This is a genomic window from Mucilaginibacter sp. (assembly GCF_036568825.1).
Taxonomy (GTDB): domain Bacteria; phylum Bacteroidota; class Bacteroidia; order Sphingobacteriales; family Sphingobacteriaceae; genus Mucilaginibacter.
On the sequence record NZ_DATCRU010000086.1, the window covers coordinates 67394 to 89674 of the forward strand.

14 protein-coding genes are annotated in these 22281 nt (G+C 42.9%); 10 read left to right on the forward strand and 4 right to left on the reverse strand.

What is annotated here, in order from left to right; genetic code table 11:
- Positions 1 to 2: 2 nt before the first annotated feature.
- The 5 genes from ftsA (at position 3) to VIM89_RS18945 (ending at position 6575) form a co-directional block, all read left to right on the forward strand.
- Positions 3 to 1343 (forward strand): cell division protein FtsA, encoded by a 1341-nt coding sequence (gene ftsA, locus VIM89_RS18925; RefSeq protein WP_488157747.1) that lies wholly within the window; start codon positions 3 to 5, stop codon positions 1341 to 1343.
- A gap of 129 nt (positions 1344 to 1472) precedes the next feature.
- Positions 1473 to 3071, forward strand: a complete 1599-nt coding sequence (gene ftsZ, locus VIM89_RS18930; RefSeq protein WP_488157748.1) for a cell division protein FtsZ — start codon at positions 1473 to 1475, stop codon at positions 3069 to 3071.
- A gap of 231 nt (positions 3072 to 3302) precedes the next feature.
- Complete coding sequence (locus VIM89_RS18935; RefSeq protein WP_488157749.1) at positions 3303 to 4547, forward strand: aminotransferase class I/II-fold pyridoxal phosphate-dependent enzyme; 1245 nt, start codon at positions 3303 to 3305, stop codon at positions 4545 to 4547.
- A gap of 103 nt (positions 4548 to 4650) precedes the next feature.
- Positions 4651 to 6081, forward strand: a complete 1431-nt coding sequence (locus VIM89_RS18940; RefSeq protein WP_488157750.1) for a glycoside hydrolase family 125 protein — start codon at positions 4651 to 4653, stop codon at positions 6079 to 6081.
- 317 nt (positions 6082 to 6398) lie between these two features.
- Entirely contained in the window at positions 6399 to 6575 is a 177-nt protein-coding gene (locus VIM89_RS18945; RefSeq protein WP_488157751.1) for a histone H1, read from the forward strand.
- A 435-nt stretch (positions 6576 to 7010) separates the two neighbouring features.
- On the opposite strand, the gene VIM89_RS18950 is transcribed toward VIM89_RS18945, so the two are convergent.
- Positions 7011 to 9434 carry an outer membrane beta-barrel protein gene (locus tag VIM89_RS18950; RefSeq protein WP_488157752.1) on the reverse strand — a complete coding sequence of 808 codons (2424 nt, stop codon included), beginning with the start codon at positions 9432 to 9434 and terminating at the stop codon, positions 7011 to 7013.
- A gap of 298 nt (positions 9435 to 9732) precedes the next feature.
- Here VIM89_RS18950 and VIM89_RS18955 point away from each other — a divergent pair, with 298 nt between their 5' ends.
- The gene (locus VIM89_RS18955; protein ID WP_488157753.1) at positions 9733 to 10686 is read left to right on the forward strand and encodes an alpha/beta hydrolase; all 954 of its coding nucleotides are present in this window, start codon (positions 9733 to 9735) and stop codon (positions 10684 to 10686) included.
- Positions 10687 to 10771: 85 nt separating this feature from the next.
- Here VIM89_RS18955 and VIM89_RS18960 read toward each other — a convergent pair whose 3' ends face one another.
- The gene (locus tag VIM89_RS18960; RefSeq protein ID WP_488157754.1) at positions 10772 to 11245 is read right to left on the reverse strand and encodes a DinB family protein; all 474 of its coding nucleotides are present in this window, start codon (positions 11243 to 11245) and stop codon (positions 10772 to 10774) included.
- A gap of 64 nt (positions 11246 to 11309) precedes the next feature.
- Here VIM89_RS18960 and VIM89_RS18965 point away from each other — a divergent pair, with 64 nt between their 5' ends.
- The 4 genes from VIM89_RS18965 to VIM89_RS18980 all read left to right on the forward strand — a co-directional run bounded on the left by VIM89_RS18965 (position 11310) and on the right by VIM89_RS18980 (position 19145).
- Positions 11310 to 12014 (forward strand): MBL fold metallo-hydrolase, encoded by a 705-nt coding sequence (locus VIM89_RS18965; protein WP_488157755.1) that lies wholly within the window; start codon positions 11310 to 11312, stop codon positions 12012 to 12014.
- Positions 12015 to 12067: 53 nt separating this feature from the next.
- Positions 12068 to 13864 carry a DUF885 domain-containing protein gene (locus tag VIM89_RS18970; RefSeq protein ID WP_488157756.1) on the forward strand — a complete coding sequence of 599 codons (1797 nt, stop codon included), beginning with the start codon at positions 12068 to 12070 and terminating at the stop codon, positions 13862 to 13864.
- Positions 13865 to 14447: 583 nt separating this feature from the next.
- Complete coding sequence (gene ligA, locus VIM89_RS18975; protein ID WP_488157757.1) at positions 14448 to 16460, forward strand: NAD-dependent DNA ligase LigA; 2013 nt, start codon at positions 14448 to 14450, stop codon at positions 16458 to 16460.
- Positions 16461 to 16694: 234 nt separating this feature from the next.
- Positions 16695 to 19145, forward strand: coding sequence for a DUF5686 and carboxypeptidase regulatory-like domain-containing protein (locus tag VIM89_RS18980; protein ID WP_488157758.1), 2451 nt, complete (start codon positions 16695 to 16697; stop codon positions 19143 to 19145).
- Positions 19146 to 19306: 161 nt separating this feature from the next.
- On the opposite strand, the gene VIM89_RS18985 is transcribed toward VIM89_RS18980, so the two are convergent.
- Positions 19307 to 20158: a sugar phosphate isomerase/epimerase family protein gene (locus VIM89_RS18985; protein WP_488157759.1), complete on the reverse strand. Its 852-nt coding sequence runs from the start codon at positions 20156 to 20158 to the stop codon at positions 19307 to 19309.
- Between the two features lie 203 nt (positions 20159 to 20361).
- Positions 20362 to 21963 (reverse strand): Gfo/Idh/MocA family protein, encoded by a 1602-nt coding sequence (locus VIM89_RS18990; RefSeq protein WP_488157760.1) that lies wholly within the window; start codon positions 21961 to 21963, stop codon positions 20362 to 20364.
- Between the last annotated feature and the right edge of the window lie 318 nt (positions 21964 to 22281).

Sequence of the window (22281 nt, forward strand, 5' to 3'; positions counted from 1 at the left end):
GTATGGACAAGAGTTCGACACACGAAAAAAGTTCGCCAATCGTAGTAGGATTGGACATCGGGACTACCAAAATATGTGCTATCGTCGGTCGCCGGAGTAAAAACGGTAAGATCGAAGTATTGGGTATTGGCAAAGCTGAATCGGCCGGTGTTACCCGTGGCATGGTATCGAACATAGATAAAACAGTTAACGGCATCACTATCGCGGTTGATGTGGCCGGAACGCAATCAAACGTTGAGATTCGTGTGGTGAACGTTGGTATTGCCGGTCAGCATATCAAAAGCCTGCAGCACCGTGGATTGATAACCCGTAAGGACCTGCAAAGCGAGATCAGCCGTAAGGACATCGATAAGCTGGTAGAAGATATGTATAACCTGGTGATGCCTCCGGGCGAGGAGATCATCCACGTATTGCCGCAGGAATTTACCGTGGACAACGAGCCGGGAATTAAAGACCCGATCGGTATGGCAGGCGTACGTTTGGAAGCTAACTTCCACATCATCTCAGGCCAGGTTACGGCTATCAAAAACATTGTGAAGTGTGTCAATAAAGCGAGCCTGGAAAGCCAGGAACTGATCCTGGAGCCTTTGGCTTCATCTGAGTCGGTATTAAGTGACGAAGAAAAAGAGGCAGGTGTGGTATTGGTGGATATAGGCGGCGGTACTACTGACGTAGCCATCTTCCACGAAGGTATCATCCGTCACACTGCGGTTATTCCATTTGGCGGTAACAGCGTAACTGAGGATATCCGCGAAGGCTGCTCGGTAATGCGCAACATCGCTGAGCAACTGAAAGTGCGTTTCGGATCGGCATTAGCTGAAGAGAATAAAGAGAACGAGATTGTATGCGTTCCGGGATTACGCGGTCGTGAACCAAAAGAAATATCAGTAAAGAACCTGGCTTATGTAATTCAGGCCCGTATGGAAGAGATCGTGGAGCATGTGTATTACGAGATCAAGTCATCAGGTTACGAGAAAAAACTGATCGCGGGTATTGTGATCACCGGCGGTGGCGCGCAGTTAAAGCATTTGCCGCAGCTGGTAGAATACGTTACCGGTTTAGATTGCCGCGTGGGTTATCCTAACGAGCACTTGGCCAAGAACGAAACGCTGCCAAAAAATGTGTATGAAGAATTACAGAGCCCGACTTTCGCAACTGGCATTGGTTTGCTGATAAAAGGTATCCAGAAGATGGAATACAATGATATCCCGCAAAAAGTGGAAGCCAAAACAGACAAAACCAAATATACCGATGACAGAAAGTTTGGCTTATTGGGCAAGCTATTGGAGACAGGGAAGAAATTTATAAAAGATGATATTAAAGACGAAGATTTCCTTAAGTAATATTTTATTAACAATGGCTGACTTTTCCACATTATCGACAATTGTGGAAAAACATTGTTGAAAATGGTGTAATATTACAATGAGTTAATAAACTAATTCGTCATTCACATTTAACTGAAAATAAGGATTATGCAGTTTGAGATGTTAAAAGAAAAGTCGTCCATCATCAAAGTTATTGGTGTTGGCGGCGGCGGCGGCAATGCGGTAAACCACATGTACAAGCAAGGGATTACCGGTGTTGATTTCATAATTTGCAATACCGATGCACAGGCTTTGGAATTAAGCCCTGTCCCCAATAAAGTTCAATTAGGTGCCAGTTTAACCGAAGGTATGGGCGCAGGCTCAATCCCCGAAGTTGGTAAAAACTCGGCTATCGAAAATATCGACGATATAAAACAGATGCTGGGTACCAATACCAAGATGCTGTTTATTACCGCTGGTATGGGTGGTGGTACCGGTACAGGCGCAAGCCCTATCATTGCAAAAGCTGCCCGTGAGCTTGACATCCTGACTGTAGGTATTATTACCACGCCATTCTCTTTTGAAGGCAAGCGCCGTAAGATGCAGGCCGAAGAAGGTTTGGAAGAACTGAAGAAATATGTCGACTCATTCCTGGTGATCTCTAACGACAGGCTGCGCCAGATATTTGGCAACCTGACTTTAGGTTCAGCATTTGCGCAGGCAGATAACATCCTGACCACTGCTGCCAAGGGTATCGCCGAGATCATTACTTTACCAGGCTATATCAACGTTGACTTTAAAGATGTGCGCACGGTGATGAAGGACAGCGGTGTATCTATCATGGGTAGCTCAACTGCTGAAGGTGAGAACCGTGCATTGAAAGCTGTTGAAGGCGCTTTATTATCACCGTTGTTAAAAGATAACGAGATTGAAGGTGCAAGATATATCCTGTTGAACATTAGCTCAGGTGATAAAGAAGTTACTATGGATGAAGTATCAGTTATTACTGACTTTATCCAGGAAGAGGCTGGTTTAGCCGCCGACCTGATCTGGGGCAATTGTCGTGATGAGGCTTTGGGAGAGAAGCTTTCGGTAACGATCATTGCGACCGGTTTCCAAACCAGGGATGAGCGTGAAAAAGAGCAAAGCAGCAAAAAGGTAGTATCGATGCTGATGCCTGAACCAGAGTTGGTAAAACCTGTGGTAAACGAGTTTATCAACCAGGTAAAACCTCCTGTTGAGCCAGTTGAATCTGAGCCTTACATCAAAGCTGTAAAAGAAGAAAAACAAGCCGGCTTATTCGATCTGTTTGCAAAAGCAGAAGAACAGCCTGCCGTTATAAAATATGATCTGACTCCGGAAGAACCTGCTGCGGCAGAGCCTGAAGTGCGCGAGGAGTTTACCTTTAAGATCGCAGATTCGGTAATGAACTTTGAGCCGGTTAAACCGGAACCAATTCCTGAGCCGGAACCAGAACCAGAGCCTGTTGTTGGCGCTGACGATCATAAAACGGACGAAAGCATTGAAGAACAATTGCGTAAATCACGCGAGCGTATCATGCGCCTGAAAGACCTGAGCATGAAACTGCGTGCAGGTAACATCCAAGAATTGGAAAATGTACCAGCCTACAAACGCAAGGAGATCGCTTTACAGCAAACGCCTCCTTCGGATGAAAGCCAGGTATCAAGGTTCTCATTATTGTCGGATGAGGATGGGAAGACGGAGATAAGGAATAACAATTCGTTTCTGCATGATAATGTAGACTAACCATGTCAACCTTCCACCATAATATATAATATTAAAAGGGGCACATTTATTTGTGCCTCTTTTATTTTAGGTGGATTTGTAAATGAATTGGTACAAACTGCGGATAACTTAATCGGCAGTTTGAGCGTTATAAGCTATAGTAAAGTTATAACCTATTATAAAAAGTTATAAGCTTTGGTTAAAGGGCGTTTAAAGCCTATATTTGTGTTTTATTAATAAAAAAGCAGCACTTTGGATTTATTTGATAAGATTTCGAAAACCATGGGTGGGCCGATAGGGCAGCATCAGGAATGGTCGCACGGGTATTTCTCATTTCCTCGTTTGGAAGGCGAGATTGCCCCTCACATGCTATTCAACGGGAAAGAGCATTTGGTTTGGAGTTTGAATAATTACTTAGGTTTAGCTAATCATCCTGAAGTTCGCGAAGCGGATGCACAGGCCGCTGCAGATTTCGGTATGGCATACCCAATGGGTGCGCGTATGATGTCGGGTAACTCAAGGCACCATGAAGAGTTGGAAAATGACCTGGCTCATTTTGTAGGTAAAGAAGCTGCGTTTTTATTGAACTACGGTTACCAGGGTATGGTATCGATCATCGATGCTTTGGTTGACCGTAATGATGTGATCGTGTATGACGCTGAGTCTCATGCTTGTATCATCGACGGTGTTCGCCTGCATATGGGCAAGCGCTTTGTATACCAGCATAATGATGTAGAAAGCTGTGCAAAACAACTGGAACGTGCTACAAGATTAGCTGAACAAACCGGCGGCGGTATCCTGGTGATCACCGAAGGCGTATTCGGAATGTCAGGTGCACAAGGCAAGCTGAAAGAGATCATCAAATTAAAAGATAAATATAAGTTCCGCCTGCTGATAGATGACGCTCATGGCTTTGGTACCATGGGCAAAACCGGTGCAGGAACACACGAAGAGCAAGACTGTATTGATGGGGTGGACGTGTACTTCGGAACCTTCGCCAAATCAATGGCGGGTATTGGTGCGTTTGTAGCATCTAACAAGGACATAATCAGCTACCTGCGTTACAATATGCGTTCGCAAACCTTTGCCAAGGCATTACCAATGCCAATGGTTTTAGGTTTGAAGAAACGCTTCGAACTGTTAAAATCAAAACCAGAGTTGAGAGAAAAACTATGGAAAATTGCCAAAGCCCTGCAAAAAGGTTTGGTAGAGCATGGTTTTGATATTGGTATCACAGATACCATGGTTACCCCGGTTTTCCTGAAAGGTGAACTGAACGAGGCTACCAGTTTAACAATGGATCTGCGCGAAAATTACGGCATATTCTGCTCCATAGTAGTTTACCCTGTAATACCAAAAGGATTGATTGAACTGCGACTGATCCCAACCGCAGTACACACCTTAGAAGACGTAAACCGCACGCTGGATGCTTTCAGCGAAGTTGCTGAGAAGCTAAAGAGCGGAACCTATAAAGAAAAGAAAATGGCGGTTGCTTAGCCCCTCTGAATCTCCCCCAATAGGAGACTTTAAAACATTTTTAAAAGCCTTTCAGTTATATGAAAGGCTTTTTTATTTTTACACCCACATCAATAACCTGATTATGCTTACACGCCGCAATTTTATCAAGATAAATGGCATCACTACTGCCGGAATTGGAATGGGTTTAAAACCCGCCTGGTTTACTGATCTGGATCAATATCAAACCAAACGCATCAGTCCTAACCTGCGCCGGTTTAACAGCTCTGCGGTTGAAGATAAAATTGTAAAGGTAAAAGCCACCATAGCTGATCCTGAAATAGCATGGCTTTTTGAAAATTGCTATCCGAACACACTGGATACCACAGTGAAGTTCAATGATAAAGATGGCAAGGTTGATACCTTTGTCATCACCGGTGATATCGATGCCATGTGGCTGAGAGATTCATCAGCACAGGTTTGGCCTTATCTGCCATTGATCAAGAATGATCCACAGTTAAAGAACCTGATATTAGGTGTGCTCAACCGACAGGCGAAATGTGTACTGATAGATCCTTATGCCAATGCCTTTAACGAGCGTGCTACCGGCAGCGAATGGAATACCGATCGCACCGATATGAAACCTGAGCTGCATGAACGTAAATGGGAGATAGACTCGCTATGCTACCCCATCCGTTTAGCCTATAACTACTGGAAGATCAGCGGTGATAGCAGCTTCTTCGATCACGAGTGGCAAAAGGCAGGTAAACTGATCGTTGATACCTTTAAAACCCAGCAGCGCAAAAAAGGACATGGGCCATACCATTTCCAGCGTAAAACGGAAGTATCTACCGATACCGCGCCATTGAGCGGATACGGTAACCCAATAAAACCTGTGGGACTGATCTGCTCTGCGTTCAGGCCTTCCGATGATGCCACTATTTATTCGTTCCTGATACCATCTAATTTCTTTGCAGTAACCAGTCTGAGGCAATTGGCTGAGATGTATGAGAGTATCGCCAAAGACCATGCTACCGGCTTAAACTGCCGTGCGTTAGCCAACGAGATAGAGACCGCTTTACATAAGTATGCTGTAGTTAATCGCCCCGGATTTGGTAATATCCTGGCTTATGAGGTAGATGGTTTTGGTAACCAACTATGCATGGACGATGCTAACGTACCTAGCTTGTTAGCATTACCCTACCTTGGTGCAATGAAGGCAACCGATCCGCTTTATATAGCTACACGTAAATTTGTATTGAGTACTTCAAACCCATATTTCTTCAGAGGTAAGGCTGCTGAAGGTATCGGAGGACCGCATGTAGGTTTGGGTTATATCTGGCCGATGAGCATTATTATCCGTGCGATCACTTCAACCAATCCTGCAGAGGTAACTACCTGCTTAAAATGGCTGAAACACACCCATGCCGGAACCGGATTTATGCACGAATCCTTCAATAAAGACAATCCGGCCGACTTTACACGCAAATGGTTTGCGTGGGCGAACACACTTTTCGGCGAATTGATCATTAAAACGCAACAATCGCACCCCGAAATATTAAAGAAAGTGATATAGTTTATTTTATAACGATCATATTATTCAATAAGGTCAATTAATATGCCTCTAAATTGATTTAGTGTAAAATCTATGTTATAATTAATCTTGGAGTAAATAATTTACCGATACTGAAAGTATAAAATAAGTATTATTTTATCTTATGAAATATCAATAATCATAATATTTATTTAATGCCCCTGTCATACTCAAAATGTGGAAAAAAACCACTTTAAAGCCATTATTTTTTATGCGTAAAAGTTTTTTTTTTAATAAAAACAGTTTAGCTTAGCTTTAATTAAAACAATAAACCTCAATATTTAAAAGGAGTAACTCAAATGAAAAAATTTACTGATGTAAAAAACCTTGTTGCATCATTGGAAGCAGATGCAGACAAATTCTACAACAAAGGCAACAGCGCTGCTGGTACCCGCGTTCGTAAAGGCATGCAAGAGCTTAAGAATTTAGCACAAGCAATTCGTCTGGAAATTCAGGAATCAAAGAACAAAGCATAAAGTATAGGCTTACTTTATCACCAAAAAACCCGCTTCCTAATAAGAAGCGGGTTTCTGTTTTTATAATCGTATACCAAATTATAATTAAACACTCTGCAAGCTAATGTGCCATCAGCACAAAATGTTGGTAGAATCCAATAAATAATCAGCCGTTAGCATGCCGTAGGTATGCAATGTTACTTTCGTACCTACGGCACGGATTCTGGTATATGATTTTTTTGCTACCAATATTTGACCCGATGGGGAATATTGTTAGGGTAAGCATATTGTCTATTTGACTCACCCGGTCATTGCTTCGCTCGACCGCCCTCCTCCGCAAGCGGTAAAGAGGGGATTTTTTCGTTTTTTTACCCTCTTTCCGCGTAGCGGAGAGAGGGTCGAACAGCGTAGCGCATTCGGGATGAGTCAACACGGTGCTTTGTATAAACCCACCTATTAATTCTCCGCACTTCCATTAAGCCGTTTCTGCTCTTCGGTAGTTTTGGTTTTGTTTCTCATAGGGCTCGACCCAAAATGGTAAGTAAACGTAGCCGTAACAAACCTTGATCCGACCTTATCCCTCGAGAAGATGTCCAGCCCGTTAAAAGTCGTGGTGTATTTATTGAAATTACTATTGAAAACATCGCTTACTGCAAGTCGGATAGCGCCTTTATTATTCAGGATCGCGTACCGCAAGCCCACGTTGGTCCATGCCAGGTATTGATACTGGCTGATGACATAATAAGTAGGCGATTGATATTCATTGATCAATTGAGCGCTTAATTTTGGAGTTATTTTAAAATTTTGGGTTAAGTTAATATTCGCATTATTAGTACTCTTGTCCGGAACATTATAAAGCTTGTAAACATACCGCTCGTGCGATGCATCGATCTGTGCATCAACATGCCACCAGGAAGTCAGATCGAAAGGAAGACTAAACTCGATCATATATTGATAACGCGTACCTAAGTTTGCCTTGGTAGTAACGTAATTGCCCGATGAGTACTGATCAAAAATGGTTTGATAGTAATTGTTGGTAATGATGGTGCTCAAACTTACCCGGTATTTATCAGCAATAAAATCTGATAAACGGTAGGTGTTGATAAAGTCCGGACGCAGAAAAGGGTTACCGGTGCTGGAATAGAAATTATCTACATAGCTTACAAAAGGATTTAAGTCCTGGTAATTCGGACGGCCTATTGTACGGGAATAAGACAAAGTGAACAAATTGTTCTTATCTATCTGCTGACTTATCTGCACATTCGGGAACAGGCTGAAGTAACTGCTATCAGCATGACGGCTCGGATTCACAGATTCAGCTGTAAAATGGGTGCGCTCGCCGCGCACGCTTGCTGTAATGTTTGTCTTGTTGAATTTACCTTCAAATTCAAGGTAACCGGCGTCAATGTTCTCCGTGTAAACAAAATGGTCAGTCAGTTGAGGTACATTGATGGATGAGTCGTTCCTTAATTGAGAAAAAACGATCTGGTTATCACTGTTCACCTGGCTGCTTTTCCAGCCAAAGTTTAGCCTGGTCCCTTTTGCTATCTGCTGGCTAAAATCAATATTGGCTGATTTAATAGTGATATGTGAGGGAGAATTATCGCCGTAAAAAATCGGATCATTCTCGTTTATGCCGGTCGCATTAAAAAAATCATTCCGCAGGTCTTCCTGAGATTTACGGTGGTAATCGGAATAATCCGCATCAGCTGATAAAACGCTCTTGCCCTCTTTGTCCAGGTCGATCTTATAATTCAGGTTATAGTTCACATTATAAAGATTCCTGTCGATTACCGATGATGACCTGATACTTGAATCACGCAAACCGTTTGTATAAACATAGGTGGTATTTCTTTTGTCGATATCGGCATTGTTATAAAAACCGTTTACCAGGAAACCCAGCGTTTGGCGAGAGGTAATATCATAATCAGCACCTACACTAAAATTATGATTACTTGTTTTCACATCAGCATCGTAATTCAGCGAGAAATAGTTATACCCCGCGCTGTTATCGACATACCTGTTTGTTCTGATGGTATGCGGAATGCTGTTGTTGGAATAATTATAGGATGCAAAAAGGTTCAGCTTTTCGGTACGCAGGTTATAATTGATTCCAGAATTGAATTTGTATTTATCGCCGTAAGCAGCGCTCTCAGTAAACGAAAAATTTGAGCCAAGCGATTTCTTTTCCTTTAATATCACGTTGATCATCCCCCCAGAGCCTGTAGCTCCGTATTTAGCGCCTGCATTATCGATCAGCTCGATCTGGCTGATGCTGCTTCCCTGGTAGTTTTTCAGGAAATTGGTAAGCTCTTCGCCACTCAACAAAACCGGTTTGCCATTTATAGCGATCAGCGCCTTCTGGCCTCCATGGTACAGTACTTCATCGTTAACTATTTTCACGCCAGGAGAAGTATTCAGAATATCATAAAGTGATGCCCCTGCTGCAGTGATATTTTGCTCTACGTTCAGCACGCTTTTATCTTTCTTTACCTCAACAAAATCTTTCCTTCCGGCTATAACTACTTCGCCTAATTGGGTTGGGGATTGTTTGACCGAAATAAAACCAATATCCCTGCTTTTGCCTTCTTCAACCTCATAGGGGCCGGAATATGATTTAATATAATTGAGCTTTGTAATAAAGATGAGGTACTTTCCCTTGCTGATATTACTGAAAAGAAATATGCCGGATTTATTGCTCAGAGTAGATTTCACTACTGATGAATCCGGATAATGCAACAATACCACTGTGGCTTCATCAACAAGTCCTTTATCCGAATAAACTTTGCCTACCAGCGCCGAGGAGGGCGTTTGTGCATATGATAAGGTACATGCACACACAAATAATACGGCAAAAAGACATCCGGAAAGAATTCTCATCAATTGGGGGCGTGTAAAGGTTTATTCGATATTCAGTGGTTTAAATCAGGGCACAATATAGCAACTAAAAATCGCATTCTGCCAAAATTGCGACCCCGTTTTTTAACGGTAAATTAATAATACGGTTACGCCAAAAACTATTTTTAAACAAAAATTAATTGGGCAGAAAAATATGGCCTTTAATAAAACTGTATCTATAATATTTTCTGACTAAATAACTACTTCAGTCCAAATTAAATATCCATGTTTGATTTTATTTCGCGCCAGACATTATATTTGTTTCCCCGATAACCATAAAATGAAGAAAGTTCTACTTCTGTCCATAGCTCTTCTGCTTAACATAAGCGTATTTGCGCAAAGCTACGCATCAGATGAAAGTCCAATAAACTTAAAGATCCCTTCTGGCAATGTGAGCGGTACGCTTAGCATGCCAAAGAATGTTTCAGGCAAAGTTCCGGTTGTGATCATCGTTGCCGATTCAGGCCCTACCGATCGCAACGGTAATAATGAACAAACCGGGCTGAATGGCAATATGTACAAAATGCTGGCCGAAGGACTGGCAAAAAGCGGCATTGCATCGGTGCGCTATGATAAAAGAATGGTGGGTCAAAGCAAAACAGCCAATAAACTGGAAGAGCTGCGCTTTGACGATTATGTGGATGATGCTGTAGGTTTGATCGAAATGCTGAATGAGGATCAGCGTTTTTCAAAAGTGGTTATACTGGGGCATGGTGAAGGTGCATTGGCCGCTATGCTTGCCGCACGCGACCAACCGGTTAAAGACATCATTTCAATCAATGCTACCAGCGAGCAAGGCGATAAACTGATGACTGAAATATTTAAGTCCAGGCCGCAATACCAACAGGACGAGTTTAAAACCTGGCTGGATAGTTTGAAAAAAGGAAAAACATTTGACAATGTCGATCTGGCCCTGTATCCGCTGGTGAGCACAGCTAAACAAAAATACCTGATGTCATATTTCAGGTATCCTCCTCAGCGCGTAATAAAAGTGATGAAAGTACCTACGCTTATTATACAAGGTACAACCGACGTGCAGGTAAAAGTTGCTGATGCCGAAAAGCTGAAGAAAGCCAAATCAGATGCTACACTGATCACCATAAAAGGCATGAGCCATATTATGAAGGACGGCCCTGCAGATAAAGATGCGAATATGGAAACCTATACCAATCCCACTTTACCGCTGAAAGCCGAACTGGTGCCTGATATTGTGGATTTTATAAAGAAGAACTGATTTTTTAAGTCTAAAGTCCTGAGTCGAAAGTCTTAAGTCTTTTGCATTAGTTTTTGGACTTCTGACTTGAGATTTCGACTTAAGGCTATTTCCAGGCTCCTAACAATCTCCTGATCACAATGATCTCGGCTGTATGATAAGCATTGTGGTCAGCTATCTGCAATGCCTCGCGCAGTATGTTTTGCCCCTCGCCATGAGGGATCGCTTTGTAAATATCCCCGGTTTTTAACAGATCGATAAATTCCTTAAGATCGTCATTTATCTGCTTTAATGAACTTTCCCATTCGGCATCGTCTTTTGGGGCAACATCTTTAACCCAATACTTATCAGGCCATTTTGGCGACTCGTGCTTTTCGCTTTCACTAAACTTAAGCATATCCCATTGCGCTATACGGATGTGTTCCACCAGTTGCCAGATGGAATAGGGCAGGTTATCAGGTTTTGCACCTCTTAATTTGACGGGCAGACCATCCAAAGCATCGTCTAAACTGGCATGAGCGCTGCCGCCGTTCAGGAGTTTTATCAATTCATTTATCAGGATTTCATCATGATTAGCCATAATATTTTAATTTAGATAAGAAACAAGCCAGGCAGTAAGTTTTAGTAAAGTAACAAATTTAGTTATGCATGTGGCATTGGTCAGTCCGAATATTTACCAAATAACGCTGAAAATTGTCAACGTGTTTTTGGTGCGTATTCCGGCAGGTTTAATTTTGGTAGATACCGGCCCTAAGGGTAGCAAGCAACTCATCTTTGCCGCTATTAAAGAAATTGGCAGGCATCCTGATGATATTAAGCATATTATAGTAACCCATGCTCATCATGATCATTCGGGCAGCCTTGCCGATATAGTGAATGAAGTAAACGCGCCTGTATATATGCACCCTCAAGACGCTGCATTGGTACGCCGGGGAGTGGCGTATCACTTTAAGTCGGATATCAAAAATCAAATACTCGGTATTGCCACTATCGGTTCGCGTGTCCGGCTGCCTTATATAAATATAAAGCCGGTTAAACAAATAATCGAAGTCAATGATGGCGATTGGATTCCCGATAAGGGTTTTTTGCAAGTCATTTACTCCCCCGGACATTGGGCGGGGCAGATCACTTTATTCTATCCCGGTGATGAGGGAGTGATCATAGCAGCGGATGCAGCCGAAAATCATTCCCGTTTGCGGTTACCACGAGAATATCAAAATGAAGACGAATGCCTGGCAACAATTAAAAAGATAGCATCTTTTGATTTCAATACAGCAGTATTCAGCCACGGAAAACCAATTTCAAACCGGGCTTCGGAGATTTTTAAAATAGTGTTTGGGCTTCATTAGGCATTTTCCCCTAAAAAGTTTTAAGTTTATCCGAACGATTAAAAACTTCTCCGGTGATTAAAAAAACTTTTGCTTTTGTACTGTGCGTCGCTCTTTTTGCCGCATGTAAAAAAGATGCCTCTGTAGGCCCCATACAAGGCAGCATGGATGACATCGCTTTTAATAAATATGAAACCTTTTTCCTGGATGAACTATGGAAACAATTTCCTGACTGGGGCACCAGCGTAGGCTATCATAAATACGACTCCATTTTACTGGTTCCGGATAAAAAAACACGCGATAAGCAGCTGAAATTTGTTAAGGTACAATTGGATTCGCTGGGCAAATATCAGCCAGCCGCCTTCCTTGAAACCAACAAGATGGATTATGCCATGATGCAAAATCAACTGCAGTACATGCAATGGCAGATGGAGCAACTGAAAGCTTATGAGTGGGATCCTTCATCGTACAACGTTATCGGCACTTTTGCTTATATACTAAATGAACATTATGCCCCGCTGGATAAGCGCCTGACCAACTTTTACCAAAAGATGCTCAACGTTCCGGCTTATTATAAAGAGGCTGAAAAGGATATCAAAAACCCGGTTGTAGAGCTCACCAACCTGGCCATTGAGCAGCATGAGGGCGGCTTAAGTGTTTTCGGGACTGATTTTGCCGATTCCCTTAAAAAAACCAAGATACCAGAAGCGGCCCAAAAGCAAATGCTGGACAGGGCAAAACTATGTACCGATGCTATAAATAGCTTCACCAGCTTCCTTAAAAATCTTAAAAATGATAAGCCCCGCAGTTTCAGACTGGGTAAGGATTTGTATGAGGATAAGTTTAAATACGAAATACAGGCATCTGAAACGGCGCAACAGATTTACAATGCCGCTGTTGAGCGCAAGAAGCTCGTCCATCATGAAATGGCGAAGATCACCCTGAAACTGTGGCCAAAATATTTCGGGAACCAACCCAAGCCAACTGATACTTTGGATATGATTGCCAAAATGATCGATACGCTATCGGTTAAACATACCAGACCGGACGAGTTCCAGGCAACCATTACTCAGTTGTTGCCAAAGCTGACGGCCTTTGTGACTCAAAAGGATCTGTTAACTATGGATCCGACCAAGCCATTAGTGGTTCGCAAAGAGCCGGGGTATATGGCCGGTGTTGCAGGTGCGTCCATGAGTTCGCCCGGACCGTATGATAATGCGCAAAATTCTTATTTCAACGTTGGCAGCTTAGCCGGATGGGCACCTGAAAAGGCAGAAAGTTACCTGCGCGAATACAATCAATACATTATCCAGATACTATGTATCCACGAAGCTATACCGGGACATTACGTACAGCTCGTTTATTCAAACAAGGCGCCAAGCATGATCAAATCGATCTTTGGCAATGGGGCCATGGTTGAAGGCTGGGCAGTTTACAGCGAACAAATGATGCTGGACAACGGCTTTGGCAACGGTGACCCTGAAATGTGGCTGATGTGGTATAAATGGCACCTGCGCTCGGTATGCAACACCATTCTGGATTATGGCGTACATTGCCAGAACATGCCTAAACAAACAGCTATGGCATTATTAACCCACGAGGCATTTCAGCAGCAAGCCGAGGCCGAAGGCAAATGGAAACGCGTAAGTGTGACCAGCGTGCAGTTAGACAGCTATTTCACCGGCTATAAAGAAATAATGGACCTGCGCGACGATTGGAAAAGCAAACAAGGTGATAAATATACCCTGAAGGAATTCAACGAAAAGTTCCTGAGCTATGGCAGCGCGCCGGTAAAATTAATTAAGGAAGCTATGCTGGCGAAGGAAAATCCACAGGGACAGGGCCAAAGTCCGGATGCTGGGAAACATTGATTGCTAGTAACCAGTTAACCGGTTATCAGTTATCAGGAAATATTTGCCATTGGTAACTGAGTAATCACTGGTTAACTAATTACTGGTTAACCGATCACTGGTTAACTAACCCATGTGCATGCATTTACACAATTGTGGAAGCTGTTTATACATTTCGGGTAAAAGCAACCTCTGTTACCCACTCAACAAGATCAGGCATAGATAAACTTACACTGTTAATGATTTTCTTTTAGGTAAAAAATAAAGTTTTTACAGGTATTTTGAACTTAAAACAGGTTGCATAAAAAGAAAATTTAAAACTTGGCACACTTGTTGCCTTACATATAACAGTTAAATTAATTAGTAAAGGTGGCTGGGCGCGAGGCTCAGCTATTTTTATTTTATAACGTTCTGTTTCAGTATACTTAAATATAAACGGGGAAATTATTCCCCAGGTGAGTAGTTTTCCATCCCCGTTTTCCACAATTGTGGATTCACATTTCCCCAACTTACCCTATCTCCTTTGTAGAAATTTAAAAAGATTAACATTTTTTAACTATTCAACTTAAGGCTTTGCAAAATCACTTATTTGTTATCTTCGCTTATGACTTTCGAAGAAGCAAAAAAACGGATAGCAGCCCTTTCGGCCGAGCTCAGACAGCATAATTACAACTATTATGTGCTGGCAATGCCGACCATCACCGATCTTGAATTTGATAAAAAACTGGAAGAACTGATTGCCCTGGAAACGCAATTCCCCGAGCTGATCGATCCGGATTCACCGACGCAAAATGTGGGTGGATTTATCACCAAAGAATTCAAAACGGTGAGGCACCGCTGGCCGATGCTGTCGCTGGGAAATACTTACAACGAGCAGGAACTGCTTGATTTTGATGAGCGCATTAAGAAAGCCATAGGAAATAACTTTGAATACGTGTGCGAGCTTAAATTCGACGGTCTGTCGATGAGCCTCACCTATAAAGGAGGTAAACTGGAGCAAGCTGTTACACGCGGTGATGGTACACAGGGTGATGAAGTAACCACTAACGTAAAAACCATCCGCAGTATACCGAAGAAACTTAATGGAGGTGATTACCCCGATGACTTCGAGATACGCGGTGAGGTATTCATGCATTTAAAAGCCTTCGAACGATTGAATGATGAGCGTATTGAAAACGGCGAGCCGCCCTATGCTAATCCAAGAAACTTTGCATCGGGGACTATCAAACTGCAGGACTCTGCTGAAGTAGCCAAACGCCCGCTGGATAGTTTTATGTATTTTCTATATACCGAAAGGCAATTATTTAAAACCCATTGGGAAAGTTTACAAGCGGTGAAAAGCTGGGGCTTCCCGGTAAATAATGAAAGCCGCCTATGTGCGAATATTCAGGAAGTATTGAACTTTATCAGCGAATGGGAGAACAAGCGTTTTCACCTGAGCTATGATATTGATGGCATTGTGATCAAGGTGAACAACTACTCGCAACAACAGGAACTTGGCTTTACCGCAAAATCACCACGCTGGGCTATCGCTTATAAATACAAAGCCGAGCGTGTTGAGACGGAACTATTGAGTGTTAGCTACCAGGTGGGCCGCACAGGCGCTGTTACTCCTGTAGCGAACCTTCAACCGATATTTTTGGCGGGAACAACCGTTAAGCGTGCTACGTTGCATAATGCAAACGAAATTGTGCGCCTTGACCTGCATGAGGGTGATTCAGTTTATGTCGAAAAAGGTGGTGAGATCATCCCGAAGATCATCAGCGTAAATCTGGAAAAGCGTAAACCTAATGCAAAACCAATTCAATACATTACCAATTGCCCGGTATGTGGCACAACGCTGGAGCGCAAGGAAGGCGAGGCAGCTTTTTACTGCCCGAATGATGAGGGCTGTGCACCGCAGATCGTTGGGAAAATGCAGCATTTTACCGGTCGTAAAGTAATGGATATTGATGGCTTGGGCGACGAGACTATTGAGACACTATATCAGAAGGGTTTTATCAGCCACATCAGTGATATATACGAATTACATAATAAAGCCGACCAATTAAAAACGATGGAACGCTTCGGCGAGAAATCCATTAATAACATGCTGGACGGTATCGAAAAATCAAAGCAAATGCCGTTCGACCGGGTATTGTTTGGTTTGGGCATTCGTTATGTTGGAGCTACGGTTGCCAAAAAACTGACCACACATTTTAAAACCATCGATAACCTGATGTCGGCATCCTTCGATGAGCTCAATGGTGTAGAGGAAATCGGCGAACGCATAGCACATAGCATCATCGAATATTTTGCAGATGAAAAGCACCGCGAAGAAATCGAAAAGTTGAAAACCCATGGTTTGCAGTTTGTATCCGAGGAAAAAGAAGTTACCCTGCAAAGCGAAAAGCTGGTGGGTAAAACGTTCATCATCTCCGGCACTTTTGAAAAATACTCCCGAGACGAGCTCAAAGATATTATCGAAGGAAATGGGGGTAAGATATTAGGCTCTATTTCAGCCAAACTCAGCTACCTGGTTGCTGGTGATAATATGGGGCCATCAAAACTGGAGAAAGCTACTAAATTGAATATTCCTATTATTAGTGATGAGGAATTGATGGGAATGATAGTGTAAGCCTACCACCAATGTCATTTCGATGAGCGGCCGGTGCGGGCGAAGAGAAATCTTCTACAACATTGCATCTTCTTTTTGCATGACGCAGAAGATTTCTCACCTGCCCCAATACCATGCCCCGCTCGGCAGGTTCGAAATGACATAATTGTATAAGCTTGGCTTTAACAATCTTTAACAAACGGCGTCTAATTACTTTATTAATTTAGGAACGTATTAGCGTTAAGCCGCTTGTCTATGAAATCTGCCTTACTATTCTTTTTATTCTGGGGGATTTGTTTTGCTTCCTTTGCGCAAAGGGTAACCGTTAATGGCAAGGTCACCGACCAAAGCGGGAAGCCTGTATCCTTTGCCAATGTGTATGTAAAAAACACCACCAACGGCGCATCAGCTAATAGTGAAGGCGATTATTCATTGGCGTTGCAGCCGGGTCAATACGATTTGCAATTCAGGGCGGTTGGTTATAAGCAGGAAACGCGCCATATCGATCTTCAATCCAACGCCACGCTTAATATTACGCTCTCTGCCGAGCTTTATGAATTAAAGGTTGTAACCATTAACGGCAATGGCGAGGATCCGGCTTATGCCATTATCCGCAAGGCTATTAGAAAGCGAAAAGCGCACCTGAACGAAATAAAAGCTTATACCTGCGAAGTTTATATCAAGGGTTTGCAAAAGTTGTTATCCGCACCAAAAAAATTCATGGGCTTTGATATCCAGAAAGCTGGAAAAGAGATTGGCCTCGACTCAAACCGTAGAGGCATTGTTTATTTATCGGAGTCCGAATCAAAACTAAGCTATCAATATCCGGGGCAATTGCACGAAGAGATGATCTCGTCCAAATTCTCCGGCAGTAACCAGATGTTCAGCTTTAACCGGGCCAGCGATACAAAGGTGAATTTCTATGAAAACTTTCAAAATTGGGGTGGACTGAGTAACCGGCCATTGGTATCGCCGGTCTCAGATAATGCACTATTCTATTATCGATATAAACTGCTTGGCACTTCGGTTGAAAACGGTGTCACCATCAACAAAATAAAAGTTACCCCAAGAAGAGCGCATGATCCTTGCTTTGACGGCGTCATTTACATCATCGACGATAGCTGGCGCATTTATGCACTCGATCTGCAAATTACCAGTCGTGCTAATATCAACTTTGTTGATACACTGCGCGTCAATCAGCAGTTTATGCCGGTGGGTGATACCTGGCTGCAATCGTCCAATAAATTTGAGTTTGGCGGGGCATTGTTTGGCTTTAGGCTGAAGGGGTATTTTGTATCCGTCTATAAAGATTACGACTTGCGCCCTGTTTTCAAGAAACATGAGTTTAATGAGCTACTGCATATCCCGCAAAAAGTAAATAAAAGCGATACTGATTATTGGAATAGAGAACGGCCGCTACCGCTGACCAACGAGGAACGAACCGATTATCAAAAAAAGGAAATACTAGCCCAAAAACGTGAATCAAAGCCTTACCTGGATTCGCTGGATAAAGAAACCAATAAAATCACCCCAGTTGGCTTAATGCTGACCGGCGTAAACGTCATCAAAAGATATAAACGCGAATTTTTTCACCTCGATCCGTTGTTACCGTCTTTTCAGTTTAATACTGTAGAAGGCCCTGTGCTCAATTATGGATTTACACTTCGCAAACAGCTGGACACCAACACCAATAAAGTGATCGGCTTTGGAGGCAAAGTCCGTTACGGCTTTTCTGATCACCTTTTCAATGCTAATGCCAACGCAATAATACCTGTCGGTGAATTTTACCTAAACATTTCAGGCGGTACAGAAATGGCTGATCTGAATAATCTTTCTCCTATCTCATCACTTTTCAATTCGGTTTATACCCTGTTTGAACGCGAGAATTACCTGAAACTTTATCAAAAGCAATTTGCATCAGCGACTTTATCCGGCAGAATAACCGGTGGATGGCAGGCCAGCGCGACTGTTGAATATGCCAACCGGAAATGGCTGCCCAATACCAACAATTACAGCTTTTTTCATCCTGATCATCATGAGTTTACTTCGAACAACCCTTTGACACCAGATCAGGATACACCTCTGTTCCCGGAGAACCAATCATTCAAAGTTACCTTAAGAACAACTTATGATTTCAGCAATAAGTATGAGACCTATCCTTTTGGTCGGAGATATTTGCCATCTGATTATCCAACTATCGGTTTAACTTTTACCAAGGGCTTTAAAAATATCTTTGGTTCTGATGTCGATTATGATCTGCTAAGTGCCGACATCAGCAAAAAGGATATTAGCGTTGGCGTTTATGGACGGACTTCATTTTTCGTTGGAGCAGGCAAATTCTTAAAGGCCAATGTCTTATACTATCCCGACTATAAGCAATTCAGCGGCAACCAGATATTATTTTATCAGAATAATATAAATAGTTTCTTATTACTTGATTATTATCGTTTTAGCACCTACAAAGAATATATTGAGGGACATATTGAGCACAATTTTTCAGGTTTTATCACAAATAAGATACCGCTGGTCCGCAAGTTGAAATTGCAGGAAATCGTTGATTTCAATTATCTCGCTACGCCTGAATTGCACAATTACTATGAACTTGGTTTTGGCTTGCAATACCTTACTTTCAGGGTAATGTATGGGACATCATTCAATAGTGGTGGCAATATAAAGAATGGGGTGAGAATTGGGGTGAGTTTTTAGTAGCAGTAATAATCCGTTATGTCATTGCGATGAACGGCCTGTGAGGTGAAGAAGCAATCGCGAACTATGCATGTCCGCCCTGTATAGTATGCGATTGCTTCGTTGCGTAGCCCGCACCACCCGCCTTGCGCCTCGCAATGACAGAATGGGAATCCATTTATTCAACCCAACAATCCATGAATATATCCCGCGCTATCCTTATAATTCTCCTGGTTCATTTCGACAAAGAAATTCTTGATGCCACCAATTTTAATAGCATCTTCAAAAAACTCCTTCCAGTCGATAATACCCTTACCTACCGGAACCTGCTTTTTATCAGCAGTCCAATCAGATAAATGGGCAGAGATAAATCTTCCAGGGTATTTTTTAAAATAAGTTGATCCTTTATATCCTAAGGTGATCACTTCAGTCTGGAATTGCATCTTTACCAGGTTGCCATCCAAAGCCTCCATAATGCCATCATAGATCAACTGACCGTCCAGCATCTTAAACTCACCGCTATGGTTATGCAGACCGGTGGCCATTCCCTCAGCTTTGATCTTTTCGGCGATCTTATTCAACTCGCCGGCCGCTTCTTTAAAATCTGATATCGACTTACCCGGCGTTTCCAAACCGGGTGTTATTATTTGTGTTAATCCCAATCCATGTGCAAACTCCATACACTCGCCAAAATGATTTTTCAGGTCGCCCATCCCAATGTGGCAGCTCGGGCAAGAAAGACCAGCATCTTCGATCATCTTTTTCAGATCGGTAGCCTTTACGTCTACCAAAGGCGCAAACCCAGCTCCTGCATAGCCTTTCGGGTAGCACATTTCAGTATACTGATAACCCATACCGGCCATCGTTTTCATCGTCCCCGAAAAATCTTTGGACACCTGGTCCCTTATCGGATAGGTTTGAAAGCCAACGGGATGTTTATATTTTTTGAGTTCGTCAGCCTGCAGTAAATGAGGCATCATTACCATTGCTCCCATTCCTACCGCGCTCTGACCAATAAATTTTCTTCTGTTCATTTTGTTATAAGTTTTTAAGAACATATTTAAACTTTTTATAAATCATGTCATTTCGACGAACCGGGTGGCAAGTGAAGAAGGGTGAGGAGAAATCTTATACGATATACCAAGTCCGCCATGCTTAATCGTATAAGTTTTCTCACCCGCGCCCCCTAGCACTCGTCCATTCTGCGGGTTCGAAATAACATAGTTTTAATCAGTAGCTATATGGTTTTCGGATCCCAACCGGTTCTATAGTCCCGGGTCAGGTATTTATTTGCATCGGGCAGGTTGGTTATCTGTCGACTTGCTGCATCATATTTTAACGAGTGTCCTGAACGCAGAGCTGCAGCATATAAGTTGACGGCTTCAGTCAATGCCTCAGCTTCGATAAAACTGCCGGGATATTGTTTACCAGCCTTGCAGGAGTCAGCAAATAACTGCAATGCGTTTATCATTTTATCATGCCCGTAAGCCTGTCCGCCCGGAATTGCTGCTTTCACTTCTTTCTTTTTCTTTGAGAAAAGTCGAGGGTTATTCACATAAAACCCGGTCAGTATTTTGCCTTTTTCTCCCACGAACATAAAACCTTCGTTAGGCAGTTCTTCATTTATTGCTCTCAGTTCCTCAGGCAGCGGGGGTTTCATGCCGCCATCATACCAGCAAAGATCAACCTGCGGACGGTCGCCATTTGCAGGGTACCTGAAGCGCACTGTAGAAGCTAATGGGAACGAAAAATCATTTTTTACACTTGAAGGAGTAACGCCATTCATTACTACAAAGTGGTTTAAATTCGGTTCTATGATCTCCGGTGAGGTCAGCTGTAAGGCGTTATATACAGTCCACAAACTGTAGTGCCCCATATCAGCCATAGAGCCGCCACCGAAATCATACCATCCCCTGAAAAACATATTGGTGTACTCAGGTGAGTATGCACGATCTGCTTCCGGTCCAAGCCACAGATCCCAGTTCAAACCATCAGGTACAGGCACGGTTTCCGTTGGCATTGTAGGGAACTGCGGCCATACCGGGCGGTTGGTCCAGTTATGTATTTCCTTTAACTTTCCTATCTTACCTCCATTTATCCACTCCATTACCTGGTCCATTTTGCCATTTGAATCCCAGGGGATAAGGTGGGTTACGATATTAGGTTTTTCCTTCGCCAGGTCTATCACCGCTTTTCCTTCCAGCAGGCGATTAGAAACAGGCTTTTGCATCAAAACGTGCTTATTTCTCTTTAATGCCGCTATGGCAAACAAACCATGCAAATGATCGGGGGTGATAATCTTAATGGCGTCTACATCCTTTTCTTTTTCCAGTAGTTCGCGGTAGTCGGCATAGGCATTGCAGCCTTTAAAGTTATCCGCCCCCCTGATTGTACTATAATAAGTATCAACAATATCCTTGGCGTTATCACGTCCGCCAACCACTGTATTGTCACCACCAGGGCTCCAATCAGGTTTGTTGAGGGTCTTTCTTACCTCATCCCTTATTCCAAATTTCGACCAGTCCCTGTAGCCCACAGCATACTGATTAGGGTCGCATACGGCAACAATTTGTATTGAAGGCACAGCCAACAAAGGCTGTATCTCCCGCATGCCCTGCGTACCACAGCCCACATAGGCCAGGGTTAGCTTATCGCTGGGCGCAATATAGCCCTGACCGCCCAGCACATGCCGCGGAACAATGGTTAGCGCTAAAGCTCCCGTGGCGGCTGTTTTAATAAAATGACGGCGATCGATGATAGAATTGGTTCCGGAAGCAGCAGGCGCTTCTTTTTCTTCCGGACCCGGTTTGTCAGTGACATTCAAGGTCTCTTTTTTCATAATAGACGCGTTTGTAATTGGTTATTACAAATTAGTACAATTAACTATTAAATAAAAGGGACAGAGGATTTCAACGGAATTGTTACAAAAAAATGTGTCATTGCGAGGCGCAAGGCGGGTGGTGTGTGCCGCGCAACGAAGCAATCGCATACTGTACAGGGCGGAAATATCAGGCTGAATATCGTCTGAACCATGATTCGTAGGATTTAAGGATTAGCATGACTTGTTTTCTGATTTGTCATGCTGCAACTTGTTTCAGCACCCGACTTGCAAGGTGTACAGCATGGCGTCGACCTGTCCTGTGGGTTCCCGAAACAA